The 13,320-nt window shown below is 43.6% G+C and carries 13 protein-coding genes; 3 read left to right on the forward strand and 10 right to left on the reverse strand.

The annotated features are described in order from the left end of the window. Nucleotides 1-16 precede the first annotated feature (16 nt). Nucleotides 17-262 carry a DUF5446 family protein gene (locus AAHT65_RS18450; RefSeq protein ID WP_003325651.1) on the reverse strand — a complete coding sequence of 82 codons (246 nt, stop codon included), beginning with the start codon at nt 260-262 and terminating at the stop codon, nt 17-19. A 200-nt stretch (nt 263-462) separates the two neighbouring features. On the opposite strand from AAHT65_RS18450, the gene sspM reads away from it, so the two are divergent. Next, nucleotides 463-567, forward strand: coding sequence for an acid-soluble spore protein SspM (sspM, locus tag AAHT65_RS18455; protein ID WP_003325650.1), 105 nt, complete (start codon nt 463-465; stop codon nt 565-567). A gap of 26 nt (nt 568-593) precedes the next feature. Here the strand turns inward: sspM and AAHT65_RS18460 are convergent, their stop codons facing one another. Beyond that, nucleotides 594-1,556 carry a DUF2515 domain-containing protein gene (locus AAHT65_RS18460; RefSeq protein WP_315915067.1) on the reverse strand — a complete coding sequence of 321 codons (963 nt, stop codon included), beginning with the start codon at nt 1,554-1,556 and terminating at the stop codon, nt 594-596. A gap of 42 nt (nt 1,557-1,598) precedes the next feature. Here AAHT65_RS18460 and recU point away from each other — a divergent pair, with 42 nt between their 5' ends. Together recU and AAHT65_RS18470 are read left to right on the forward strand one after the other, a co-directional pair. Next, on the forward strand, nt 1,599-2,207 hold the full coding sequence (gene recU, locus AAHT65_RS18465; protein ID WP_010789030.1) for a Holliday junction resolvase RecU: 609 nt from the start codon (nt 1,599-1,601) through the stop codon (nt 2,205-2,207). 37 nt (nt 2,208-2,244) lie between these two features. Beyond that, nucleotides 2,245-4,998, forward strand: coding sequence for a PBP1A family penicillin-binding protein (locus tag AAHT65_RS18470; protein ID WP_343310654.1), 2,754 nt, complete (start codon nt 2,245-2,247; stop codon nt 4,996-4,998). Between the two features lie 91 nt (nt 4,999-5,089). Here the strand turns inward: AAHT65_RS18470 and AAHT65_RS18475 are convergent, their stop codons facing one another. From AAHT65_RS18475 to dinG, 8 genes are all read right to left on the reverse strand, one after another. Further along, a complete protein-coding gene (locus AAHT65_RS18475; protein WP_343310655.1) occupies nt 5,090-5,581 on the reverse strand; it encodes a YpoC family protein in 492 nt (163 codons plus the stop codon). Next, nucleotides 5,578-6,237, reverse strand: a complete 660-nt coding sequence (nth, locus tag AAHT65_RS18480; protein WP_343310656.1) for an endonuclease III — start codon at nt 6,235-6,237, stop codon at nt 5,578-5,580. The genes AAHT65_RS18475 and nth overlap by 4 nt, the downstream gene beginning before the upstream one ends. Nucleotides 6,238-6,255: 18 nt before the next feature. Then, nucleotides 6,256-6,954: a DNA replication protein DnaD gene (gene dnaD / locus AAHT65_RS18485; RefSeq protein WP_035175190.1), complete on the reverse strand. Its 699-nt coding sequence runs from the start codon at nt 6,952-6,954 to the stop codon at nt 6,256-6,258. Between the two features lie 94 nt (nt 6,955-7,048). Continuing rightward, nucleotides 7,049-8,341 carry an asparagine--tRNA ligase gene (gene asnS, locus AAHT65_RS18490; protein ID WP_010789033.1) on the reverse strand — a complete coding sequence of 431 codons (1,293 nt, stop codon included), beginning with the start codon at nt 8,339-8,341 and terminating at the stop codon, nt 7,049-7,051. A gap of 139 nt (nt 8,342-8,480) precedes the next feature. Continuing rightward, on the reverse strand, nt 8,481-9,662 hold the full coding sequence (locus AAHT65_RS18495) for a pyridoxal phosphate-dependent aminotransferase (RefSeq protein ID WP_088117455.1): 1,182 nt from the start codon (nt 9,660-9,662) through the stop codon (nt 8,481-8,483). Between the two features lie 22 nt (nt 9,663-9,684). Continuing rightward, nucleotides 9,685-10,170 carry a cell wall elongation/penicillin-binding protein regulator TseB gene (gene tseB, locus AAHT65_RS18500; protein ID WP_088117456.1) on the reverse strand — a complete coding sequence of 162 codons (486 nt, stop codon included), beginning with the start codon at nt 10,168-10,170 and terminating at the stop codon, nt 9,685-9,687. A gap of 9 nt (nt 10,171-10,179) precedes the next feature. After that, the gene (locus AAHT65_RS18505) at nt 10,180-10,350 is read right to left on the reverse strand and encodes a YpmA family protein (protein ID WP_003325639.1); all 171 of its coding nucleotides are present in this window, start codon (nt 10,348-10,350) and stop codon (nt 10,180-10,182) included. Between the two features lie 150 nt (nt 10,351-10,500). Then, nucleotides 10,501-13,293 carry an ATP-dependent DNA helicase DinG gene (gene dinG, locus AAHT65_RS18510; RefSeq protein ID WP_343310657.1) on the reverse strand — a complete coding sequence of 931 codons (2,793 nt, stop codon included), beginning with the start codon at nt 13,291-13,293 and terminating at the stop codon, nt 10,501-10,503. Nucleotides 13,294-13,320: the final 27 nt, after the last annotated feature.

Below are 13,320 nucleotides of genomic sequence, written 5' to 3' on the forward strand. Positions count from 1 at the left end.
GACTCGGCAGACAAATTCAGCTGATGTGATACGCTTTTTCAAATGTAAGCTTTTCCTTCTTCGTTTGTGAAAGCTCTTGCAGACAAGTATGAAGGTCATGCAATTCTTCCTCTATCACACTCAGGCGCTCGCCTTCCGTTTCTTTCATTTCTGTCTCATAAAGGTTTAGAGAATGGTTCAGGCATTGCTCAGCACGCGACAATTCGTTCTCAATATCAGAAAGCATTTGGAGAATATCAGCTTTACTCACGTAACCGGACATTCATGTTCCTCCCTTTTCGTAGCCTGTATAGTGATAGAATTCTCGTTTCCTTCACGCACTCCTCCACACCTGACAAAACTAGAACTAAATCGCCAAACAAACCGCTATTCCACGAAAAGCTGAAGTTTTCGACAAAAAGACCCGCAGAAATTGTATGAAGCGCACTGTTAATGCAAACGCTACAAGTAAGGAGGTGCCGTATGAAAACAAGACCGAAGAAAGCCGGTAAACAACAAAAAACTGAATCAAAAACAACAGATACTTTAGATAAAAAATTAGGCGGGCCTAACCGTCCTTCCACTTAAAAAGCAAGGAGCTCTCCTTGCTTTTTTTACTTCCCCATCCAATGCTGAATGGAAAACAGCGCATAAAGCTGGCGTTTTTTTTGTAAATACCAGTCCGTCACCTCCACTTGCTTCGGTAAGGACTCCGCTGAAAAGGCCCCTTTCTTGATCTTTCCATGAAACCATTCAGCCTTTACCCCGTCTAATGAATGGGCAAATACAGGGTAGCATGTCCGAATCATAGGAGATGTTCTTTTTGTCATTCCGATCATTTTTTCCATGTCAAAGCGCGAACCGGTATGGGGAACCGTGTGTAAAAAATGGTAAAAGGAAGGGAACAGCTCCGGTTTGAATAAAAGCTGTGCCAGTTGTTTCCCTAATTTAATTCTTTCTTCCGTTTTTGAGAAATGCTTTGACGAAATTCCGTACAGACCGCCGTCTGAAGAAGGAAAAATAACGGTATTAAAATGAAACCAGTCACTTAAATAAAAAGGAATCGTGCCAAAAACGTTCTTTTTGAACGCAGGATTTTGTATAATAGGTGTTTGGATAGTGTTTTGTTCATTTATAATGAGAGCATACATGAGCCGCTCAGTGTTCTGATCGCGCCAAAAACGGGCCCACTCTTCTTGCATAAACTGTGACACATGAAACACACGCAGATGCTGAAAAAGCGGTTTGCCTAATCTTTTAGACCAATGATATAAAAGCAGCTGGGGATATGCGTCTGAAAAAATAAGCCAGTTCGCGCGCTCATACGCCAGAAAGAACCACTTCTGCTGCTCATCAGACAACCCCAGCTGAAACAGGCTGCCCTTTAAATCAGTCATCGACCAGCCGGCATTACGGGAAACAAAGGAGGCTAAAAGAGACCATTTGATTTCCGGATGACGATCGTAATATGATTTATAGGCATTTGTTCTGGACACGTTGTCTGCGTTTTTCAGTTTTGTCTGTCGATCAATCCGGCAGAGAACATCATGTAAAATCTGCTTTTCAAGCATGTTCATTCACTTCCGTCATTTATAAGTTTGGTAAGGAGGATGAAGAAAGTGATTCGGTATCCCAACGGAAAAACGTTTCAGCCGAAAAAAACGGTTTCATCCCAAAATAGGCAAAAAAAGCCGCTATCATACAGTAATCGCGGCATGACCCTCGAAGATGACTTAAATGAAACGAATAAGTATTATCTAGCAAAGCAAATTGCCGTGATTCACAAAAAACCGACGCCCGTGCAAATTGTAAATGTCCATTATCCAAAAAGAAGCGCAGCTGTCATCAAAGAAGCCTATTTTAAGCAGTCATCAACAACTGACTATAATGGACTTTACAAAGGCCGGTATATTGATTTTGAAGCAAAGGAAACGAAAAATACAACCTCCTTCCCTTTGCAAAACTTTCATGATCACCAAATTGAGCATATGAAGCAGGTAACGGCTCAAGACGGAATTTGTTTTGTTATTATATCCGCTTTCGGCCAAGTTTATTTTTTAGAGGCTGAAAAGCTGTTTTACTTCTGGGAAAGAAAAGAAAAGAACGGCAGAAAGTCGATTCGGAAAGACGAATTAAATGAAGCCGCTTTTCCAATTTCACTTGGATACTCGCCAAGAATTGATTATATTAGTATTATTGAACAGCTTTATTTTTCGCCAAACCCATAAGCGAGCGAAAGGTTGATTAACGAAAGGTTGAGATGTTATGTCAGATCAATTTAAGAGCCGTGAAGAACGTCGAAAGGCCGCGCAAAACAGAGGCAGCCACTCGAATTCTTCACCTAAAAAAGGAAAGAAACACAAAAAAGGCGGACTGTTAAAGAAAACTCTTTTTACTCTGCTCATTTTGTTCGTCATCGGTGTAGTCGGAGGAGCCGTCACATTTGCTGTACTGGTTTCTGATGCGCCGTCACTTGATGAAGACAAACTAAAGACGCCTTATTCTTCCACCATATATGATAAAAACGGGAAAGAAATAGCGGAAGTCGGTGCGGAAAAACGAACTTACGTCTCGATAAAAGATATTCCGGACGTTGTTAAAGAAGCGTTTATTGCTACTGAAGACGCACGTTTTTACGAGCACCACGGGCTTGACCCTATCCGTATCGGCGGAGCGCTAGTCGCAAACTTCAAAGGCGGTTTTGGCTCTGAAGGCGGAAGCACCATTACGCAGCAGGTAGTCAAAAACTCCCTTCTAACGCATCAAAAAACGCTAAAACGGAAAGCTCAGGAAGCATGGCTCTCCATTCAGCTTGAACGTAATTATTCTAAAGATGAAATATTAGAAATGTATTTAAACCGAATTTATTTTTCTCCTAGAGCGTACGGAATCGGAAAAGCGGCTGAAGAGTTTTTCGGCGTAACCGATTTGAGCAAATTGACGGTTGAGCAGGCCGCTACCCTTGCCGGAATGCCGCAGAGCCCGACTGCTTACAACCCGGTCAAAAACCCTGACAAAGCTGAAAAAAGACGGAATGTCGTACTCAGCTTGATGGAAAAACAAGGATTCATTTCTGACTCACAGTACAATAAAGCGAAAAATGTTGCCATGAAAGACGAAGGAGTCGTTTCCAAGAAGGAATACGAAAAATCTAATTCTAATAAATACAGCGCTTTTGTAGAAGAAGCCATGAACGAAATCAAAGAAAAATCAGATGTGGATGTATCGGCTGACGGTTTAAAAATTTACACGACATTAGATACAGACGCGCAAGATTATTTAGATGAATTAATGAATGGCGATGCTGCCGGATTTACAGAGGGCATGCAAGGCGGGGTCACACTGCTTGACACGCAAAACGGAGAAATCCGGGCGATCGGCGGCGGCCGCAATCAGCCTGTCGGCGGCTTCAACTATGCCACTCAAGCTAAGTCTCAGCCTGGTTCGACGATTAAACCAGTCCTTGACTACGGGCCTGTTATTGAAAACAAGAAATGGTCTACCTACGAGCAAATTGACGACTCGGCATACACTTATTCTAACGGAACAGCAATTCATGACTTCGACCGTAAATATAAAGGCCTAATGTCTATGCGTGAAGCACTTGCACAGTCACGTAATATTCCGGCATTAAAAGCATTCCAGGCTGCCGGAAAAGACGCTGCTGTGGACTTTGCAAATGGGCTTGGACTTGGTTTAAAAAAAGATCAAGTGTATGAGTCATACTCAATCGGAGGATTCGGAGATGCTAATGTCGGTGTTTCCTCTTTGACAATGGCAGGAGCGTACAGTGCGTTCGGAAATAACGGAACGTATAATGACCCGCACTTCGTGACGTCTATTGAATTTAATGATGGAACTAAGCTTGATTTAACACCTAAATCGAAGTCTGCCATGAGTGACTATACAGCCTTTATGATTACAGATATGCTAAAAACAGCCGTCAATACCGGAACAGGACAGCTTGCAAAGGTTCCGAATGTAGAAGTTGCCGGGAAAACCGGTACAACAAACTTTCAAGAAAGTGATATACAAAAATACAATATCGCAACCGGCGGCGTGCCTGATTCTTGGTTTGTCGGCTATACTCCGCAATATACGGCAGCCGTATGGACCGGGGTTGATTCCAGCAATAAGATAGGAAAGAAATCTCTCTCACCTGAGGAACAAAAAGTCGCGAAACGGCTATTCCAAAAGCTCATCGCCAAAGTCGATGACGGCAGCGGATCATTTAAACAGCCTGACAGTGTTGTAAAAGCGACTGTTGAAAAAGGGTCAAACCCTGCCGCATTAGCAGGGCCTAACACGCCAAGCGACAAGAAGCTGACCGAGTACTTTGTAAAAGGCACAACGCCTTCTACCGTATCAAAGACATATGAAAAAGAAGAAAAGAAAAACCCGACAAACTTAAGTGTAAAATATGATAAGGATAATCAATCCTTATCGTTAAGCTGGAAATATGACGGAGACGCATCTTTTGAAGTGAAACAATCGGTGGACGGCGGCAGCTACTCAGAGATTCAAAACAGTTCTGCCAAAGAAGCCGTGGTATCCGGAGTGAAGCCGGGTTCAGTCTATAGCTTCCAAGTCACGGCAGTCGCCGATGATGAAAAAAGCGAAACGGTTTCGACAAGTTATACGGTCCCTAAAGATGAAGAGGATGAAGTCAAAGAAGACCAGCAAAATACTGATGATGAAGAAAAGCAAGATGATGAGCAAAAACAAGATGACACACAAACGGATGATTCTCAGACAGACGACAGTCAGAATGATCAATCAGACCAAACCGATGATCCGGGAACAGATAAAGACAAACAGCAAGATAAAGACCAGTCCGATAACAGCAATCAGGACCAACCCAACAACGGCAACACTGACAGCGGACGTAAAGAGGAAGAAACTACGGACGGCGATTCAAGTTCAGGAACAGACGGATCTGATAAAGATAAAGATACAAGCAACTCATCATCTGATAAAGCAAAAACAAATTCTTCAACAGACACAAAGAAGAACAATTAAAATAAATGAAGCCTTCACCGCAAATGCGGTGAAGGCTTTTTGTTGTATTCAACAAAAAACCTCTTTAAGCGTCTGCTTAAAGAGGCTGGAATCAACGATTCATTGCTTCATATTTAAAAAAGTGTTTTTTCATTTCCGTAAATAGTTCATCAAGCTGAATAAAACAATGGTATTGCGTCGGCTTCGTTAAAATAAATCCGACACGTTCAGCCCAATTGATCGGCTTAGCGGGAAATGATTTTTGCGTCAAACTGGACCATTCTAATGAGGCCACCCGTTCGCCCGCTGTCCAGTGAAGCGCCGCCAGCAAACATGTCATGCCCTTCAGCATTTCATTTTGCTCGCATCTTGATTTTCTCGTTTGAAAAACAGGCAGCAGTGCTTTCTTTATCTCTTCCCAAACTTCAAATAAATAGGGAACATATTCACTGCTGTGCTCCCAAGGCTTAACCAGAGAATCGTCTGCCGAAAAATCCACATATAAAGGGTTAAATCGCAAAGCAGCCTGTACATCATCGCATGAGTAATCAAGGCCTCGCAAATATTGTTCATAGGAAGCTAACAGTTCCTCCCCTGCTGTCATCGTTTCACCAGCCCTTTTTTGTCTCTTTTTTGGCCCTCGCGGCACAATGAAAGTAAAGGACATTCCGCACATCGCGGAGATTGTGCTTTGCAATGGTATCTGCCGAAGAAAATGAGCCTGTGGTGTGTCACAGACCACTCGTCTTCCGGTACTTTCCGCATTAATGCTTTTTCGACTTCAAGCACTGAATCCTTCCAGCGGCAGATGCCCAAACGTTTACTGACCCGCTCGACATGCGTATCCACCGCAATCGCCGGAACGCCGAACGCCACAGACACAACGACGTTCGCTGTTTTCCGTCCCACTCCCGGAAGCTTCACAAGCTCATCTCTGTCTTTCGGAACCTCTCCGCCGTATTCTTCTATAATCATTTTGCTTAGCTTTTGTATATTTTTTGCTTTGTTACGATATAATCCGATTGATCTGATATCCTGCTGAAGCTCTTCCAGCGGAACGGCAAGATAGTCTTCAGGCCGTTTATACTTCTGGAATAGTGTTTTTGTCACTCTGTTTACGAGCGCATCCGTACATTGCGCAGACAAAGCAACAGCAACCACCAGTTCAAAAGGATTTGAATGGACAAGCTCACACTCCGCATTCGGAAACATATCGCCTATTTTTTCTAAACAGAGTTCAATTTGTTTTAAGTTTAACACCTTAGTCACCTATTCACTTTATTGTTCGAGCCAATTGTAAAAAGGAACCTGCCTTGTATACTCTTTTTGCGGCTCATTCTGCCTCGTTTGAACACGTCTGAATTTCTGGCTGTGGGCTTTTGCCTGCTCCACTGTCTTCAGGCCGTTTTTCTTCCATTCAAACAAAATCCGATCAATATATCGGAAACTGAGCTTGCCGGATAAAACAGCCTCTTTTAATGCGTGTTTGATCATCACCGCGTCGTGCTGGTCCTGATCCTGCCAAATCGCCAGTGTTTCACACTCCAAAGGAGATAACGGCCTAGCAAACTCCTCTTCGAAAATGGAATAGAGGCTCTTTTGATCTCCCTCTGTTTTTCTTTCCTGTGTTTGGTTTTGCGCGAGCTGTATAAATTCATACAGCTTGCCCCATAAGGGTTGAAGAGAATATTTTTCATATTTAATTCCATTTGCATCTTCGCATTCTTCGATGAAAAGAAATCCCTTTTGAATAAACATTCTCAATCTGTTCGTGCACTCTTCCACAGAAATAGACATGCCTGCCTGCAGTTCGCTTGGCGTTGGAAAAAAAGAGCCCTTCTCTAAATGCATCTTAATTTTCAACAGCAGAACCAGTTCCGTTTCATTCAATCCGAGCTGCTGATAGTTCGTCAGCAGCAGATTCGGAATACTTGAGGTCCCAAGCTCCTGCATATCAATAAATTGCTGTTTTTTCATCATTACACCTCTTACTGTAAAGGATATGGCTTTTCCCTTTACTATGAAAAAGTCTCCCGTTTACAGGAGACTCTTTTCTTATCACTTACAATTATTAAGGATACAAACGGTTCAATAAACGCGGGAATGGAATGGTTTCACGCACATGAGGCGCTCCGCTGATCCACGCGACTGTCCGCTCTAATCCAAGACCGAAGCCTGAATGCGGCACTGAACCGTATTTTCTAAGCTCAGCATACCACTTATAAGCATCTGATTCCAGCCCGTGTTCTTTAAGGCGCGCTTCAAGAAGTTCCATATCATGAATCCGTTCAGACCCGCCAATGATTTCTCCATAGCCCTCAGGAGCAATCAGATCTGCACACAATACGACATCTTCGCGGTCCTCTGCCGGCTGCATGTAGAACGGCTTTAATGAAGTTGGATAATGAGTGATGAACACAGGCTTGTCATAGCTTTCTGCGATTGCAGTTTCATGAGGAGCTCCGAAATCATCGCCCCACTCAATATCATCAAAGCCTTTTTCTTTTAGAAAGGCGAGCGCTTCATCATAAGTGATTCTTGGGAACGGCGCTTTAATTTGTTCGAGTTTAGAGGTATCTCTTCCCAGAGTGTTTAATTCGATTTTGCAATTTTCAAGCACACTTTGCACAACGAATGAAACATAATTCTCCTGAACCTCAAGGTTTTCATTAAATTCTACAAATGCCATTTCCGGCTCTATCATCCAGAACTCGATGAGATGGCGTTTTGTTTTTGACTTTTCCGCTCTGAATGTCGGACCGAATGAGAAAACTTTTCCTAAAGCCATTGCCGCTGCTTCCATATACAGCTGGCCGCTTTGAGACAGGTAAGCATCCTCGTCAAAGTATTTCGTCGCAAAAAGCTCTGTCGTTCCCTCAGGAGCGCTTCCCGTTAAAATCGGCGGGTCTACCTTTACAAAGCCTTCGTTATTAAAGAACTCATATGTCGCACGGATGATTTCATTACGAATCTTCATGATCGCATGCTGACGTTTAGAACGGAGCCATAGGTGTCTATGATCCATCAAGAATTCTGTACCGTGCTCTTTTGGTGTTATCGGATAATCTGTAGCTTCATGAATGACTTCAATTGATGTCACTGCTAATTCAAAACCGAGAGGAGAACGCTCGTCCTCTTTCACGATACCTTTTACATAGAGTGACGTTTCTTGTGTCACAGACTTAGCCGTTTGGAACATGTTTTCATCAACTTCCGCTTTTACCACGACTCCTTGAATGAAGCCGGTGCCGTCTCTCAGCTGTAAAAATGCTATCTTTCCGCTTGAACGCTTATTCGCAACCCAAGCCCCGATCGTAACTTCCTGGCCTACGTGCTTATACACTTGGTTTATTGTAGTTTTCAAAATATTTCCCTCCAGAACAGAAAAACATTCGGCACTATTTAGCCCCGAATCTTTTTTAACATCACTTTATTATAACCGTTCACATCTTACTGGGTCAATGCAGATAAAAAGCGGCTTGTTTATCAGCCGCTTTTGACCACTAGTTATGTTTTTCTACAAAACGGTTTATTCTCTCTACCGCTTTTTCCAGAAGATCTAATGAAGTTGCATAAGAGAGGCGCACATTGTCTGGCGAACCAAAGCCGGAACCTGGTACAATCGCGACTTTCTCCTCTTCAAGCAGCGCTTTCACAAACTCATCGACATCTTTGAATCCGCAGGAATGAGCCGCCTCTTTCGCGTTAGGGAACAAGTAAAATGCGCCCTCAGGCTTCACGCAAGTAAAACCTGGAATTTCGATCAGCTTCGCATAGATTGTGTTTAATCTGTGCTCAAATGCCACTCGCATTTCTTCCAATGGCTCACTTGGACCGTTATAGGCTGCAATTGCGCCATATTGAGCGATTGAAGTCGGGTTGGACGTGCTGTGGCTCGCAAGGTTCGTCATCGCTTTGATGATGTCTTGGGCTCCGGCCGCATATCCGATTCTCCAGCCTGTCATACTGTGAGATTTCGAAACACCGTTAATAATAATGGTTTGTTCTTTTAATTTGTCAGAAAGCTGTGCGATCGAAACGTGTTTTCTTCCGCCGTATGTAAGCTTTTCATAAATCTCGTCAGAAACAATCAGAATATCGTGTTCAAGACAGACTTTACCAAGCGCTGACAGCTCATCCTCAGTGTACATCACGCCGGTCGGATTGCTTGGTGAATTAATCACAATCGCTTTTGTTTTATCTGTGATTGCACTTTTCAGCTGCTCAGGAGAAATTTTAAATTGATTTTCTTCAAGTCCGTCGACATAAACCGGCCGCCCGCCTGCCAATTTCACCTGCTCTGGATAGCTGACCCAGTATGGCGTCGGAATAATTACTTCGTCTTCTTCATCAAGAATGACTTGGAAAAGGGTGTACAGGGCATGCTTGGCACCCGTGCAAACGATGATTTCAGAAGGTTTATATTCAATCTGCTGGTCACGTTTGAATTTCTCTACAATACTTTCTTTCAGTGACGCCAGCCCGCCGGATGGCGTATATTTTGTATGTCCCTCATTCATTGAACGCACAGCCGCGTCAATAATGTGCTGCGGCGTGTTAAAATCTGGTTCTCCCGCTCCGAGACCGATAACATCATGGCCTGCTTCTTTTAATTCCTTTGCTTTTGCTGTGATTGCAAGTGTGGTAGACGGTGTTAATGCGGATACTCTTTTTGCCAGTTTCAACTTCAATTCCCCCTATTTCGTCTTAAGGCGTGATATTTTTGAGAATCTTTCCACTTGAAAAGTCCACATAGCTCAAACTGTACTGCCCTTCCTTGTCTAAATAGGTCACTTCCCAAAGCAGGACGTTATCTTCTCTTGCCAGGTGAACCTCTTTTTTCTTAGAAACCAATCCTTCATCTTGAATGATTTTTGCCGCTTTCTGTTCGGTTATTCCCTCATTCGCTTTTTTAGAGAGAATTTTCGCTTTTTTATCAGCAGGAACCCATACGTACATGACTGTATCATGTTTGTCAGTTCCCTTTACGATATAATATTTTTCTTTTCCGACAAATGTTTCGACTTGATCAACTTCAGTCAGACCGGTTTCTTTTTTTGCCGAGGCAGCAGCTTCCTCATGCCCTTCTTCCTTTTGCGCCATAGCTGATTTAAAAATGCTTGCCGAAACAAGAAGAACTGCTAAAAAAATAATACCAAAAATCGCAGTAAAGATTAATGTTTTTTTTCTCATCTTCTCCTCCTACGTACGATAAATAGTAAAAACAGCCTGGTTTTGGTCTTCTTCATCCAACGCAAGTCCGAACATTAAATTGTCTCTTTTCAGAGTGCGATTCAGCATATCGACAATTTTATAAAGATCGTCTGAGTGTTCCACATTGATTGTAGATAGAATTTCAATTTTACTTTCCATTTCATTGCCCTCCATTATCAAAACAAATATTGTTAATCATACTCTTTTACCCGTGCGGCATACTATTTACACAGAGCGGCATCAAAGAACCGCTTTTTAAATAAAACACCATCCTTATCCCACACCATTAAAAGCCGCTTTTTGCGGCTTTTATTCTGTTTTGCCCGATACATAAGCTTCAAGCTCCCTGTCGGTCAGCTCAAATACTGAGGATGTCGGAAGGGCCTCTAGAAACAGGCGGCCATAGCCTGCCGTTTTAATCCGTCTGTCTAAAATGACAATCGTTCCTTTGTCCCCGGCTGTGCGAAGCAAGCGGCCGACTCCCTGTCTGAACGTCAAAACAGCTTCCGGCAGCGAGACGGTTTGAAACGGATTTTTGCCATTTTTGCGAGCCTGCTCACATTTTGCAGCATGAAGCGGATTATCCGGGGACCGAAACGGAAGTCTCGCGATAATAACGGTGGATAGTTCATCTCCCGGAAAGTCGACTCCTTCCCAAAAATGATTTGTTCCGAGCAAAATCGCTTGCTTGCTTGCTTTGAACGTTTTCATTAATTTTCCCGGACTGCCTCCTGTTATGCCTTGCGCCAGCAGCTGAACGCCGGAAAAAGCCGGGCTGTGCTTTAACTCATGATGCACTTTTTTCAGCATTTCATGGGAGGTAAAAAGTACAAGGATCTTCGGCTGTGCCTCTTTGCCCATCATCTGAATGTAATGGGCAGTATCTTGGGCAACTTCGGTCTGTCCGGCATCCTGCACGGATCTCATTTCTTTCGGAATAATCACTTTCATGCGGTCATCGTAAGAGAAAGGAGATTCAATTTTGACCGTGCGCGGATAAAAATCCCCAAGCCCGAGACGCTCAATGATATATTGAAAAGAACCTTCCACTGTCAGCGTCGCTGATGTGAGAACGACGCTGTTTTTGCGCGCAAAAAACTGATCCGCCAGCAGCTCTCCCGGGTCTAGAGGCTGAGCGTAAATTGCAACGGCATTTTTTGCGCCTTTTGCATCAATTTCAATCCAAACCGCTTCATTTTCATCAGACTCGAAGAATAGCCTTGTCAGTGTATGGCAATATTCTTTCAGGCTTTGCATGCTTTTGCGGTATTCATCCGCCAAAAAGGCAGCACCGCTTTTCATGTTCGTCAGTTTTTTGTCCATCAGCTCCATTTGGCCTTCAAACTGCTGGTGGACGTGCATAAGCATGGAACACAGCCGTTCCGCTCCTTCGGATAGGGTCGGCCAGCTGTTATCCTGACTTTTTTTGTTCAGGTTAAAGACAAGACGGTTCATGTCGTCTTTAGGTTTTCTGCGTTTCACAAAAGAATGAACCGAACTGAAAAAGCCATCGCTTTCTGCCTGAATGTATTGCAGCCATTCATCCATTTCAAAAAAGGAATCGACCGGCAAGTGATGGGTTTGGAACAAGCGGCGCATTCTCTTTAAAAGTCCGCGCTGGTTTAATGTGCCAAGCTGGCTGAGCTTAGCATGAAGCCCTATGTATGTAACTCTTATCCCTAAATGTTCACTTGCCGCACGTTCGAAATGATGCGCTTCATCAATGATTAAGGCGCCGCTTTCCGGAAGCCTTTTTTTTCGGCTGACTTCATCAGTCAGAAGAAGTGCATGGTTTGTCACAATTAAGTCTGACTGCATCGCTTTATGTTGTGCCCGCTCATAAAAACCGCTGATCCGCTCTTTTCGGTTTCTTTTCACTGATTCTTCATCATGAGCCATTCGCTCCCACAGCGTCCTGCCGCCGGACGGCAAATTCAGTTCGGCCACATCGCCTGTATCGGTTTCTGTTAACCAGACGAGAAGCTGGGACTTCGTGAGTACGGCATCGTAATTATCATCTTCCTCATGCAGGATGTGTTCAAATTTATGCAAACATAAATAATGGGACTGGCCTTTTAAAATGGCAGCCGTCACCGAAAAGGGGAACATGCGCTGTACGATCGGCAGTTCCTTATTTAAAATCTGCTGCTGGAGAAGTGTTGAGTACGTACTGATCACAACCGGTTTTTTTGACTTTTTGGCAAAAAGCGCCGCAGGAACAAGATAGCCGATCGTTTTGCCTATCCCCGGAGCCGCTTCTATTAACGCGTGCTCACGATTGGCAAATGCGGTACGCACCTCGTTCATCATGATGGTCTGCCCTTCCCTTTTTTCATAGCGGGGCAATAGAGCAGAAAGGCTTTTCCCGCTTTCGTTATCCCATATGTCTACATCAGAAGGAGACTGGTCATTATGTGACCCGCCGGTTTCAGCTTCAGGCTCTCTGATTGAGAATGAAGCAAATTTTACATAGCCCGGCGCTTCTGCTTTCTCCCGCTCAAATATAAACGTATCTAACAGAAGTGTCAGATCACTGATAAAATGCTGGGACAGCCTTCTTAATTGCTTTAAGGTCGGCAAAGGAAGCCTTTGCAGTTTGTCAATGATCTTCAAAAAAATGAAACCTGTGACCTCTGCGTCGCTGTCGGCTCGATGCGGATTCTCATGCTTCAACTGAAGCTCTTCGCTGAGTTCAGTCAGCTTATACCCTTCAAACCCAGGATAGACAATGCGGGAAAGCTCCACTGTGTCCAGCACTTCACAATCAGGGAGCCTGAATCCCGCCGCGTTTAATTCGTACTTGACAAATCCGAGGTCAAAATGGATATTATGAGCGACAAAATAGGCGCCGTCCAGCAATTGAAAAACTTCTTCAGCTACCGCTTCAAAAGGCTGTTCATTCTCTACCATGCTGTTCGTTATGCCAGTCAGCTGTTCAATAAAAAACGGAATTGATTTATTTGGATTAATATATTTGGAAAACCGCTCAGTTATTTGTCCATTTTCAATCACAACCGCTGCGATTTGAATGATTTTATCGCCTTTTTTCGGCGAATTTCCTGTTGTTTCCACGTCTATGACAACGAACCGTTGCTTGTTCATTTAAAATGGACACCTCAATTCTTGCAT

This window comes from Bacillus atrophaeus (genome assembly GCF_039519175.1).
In the GTDB taxonomy this organism is placed as follows: Bacteria; Bacillota; Bacilli; order Bacillales; family Bacillaceae; genus Bacillus; species Bacillus atrophaeus.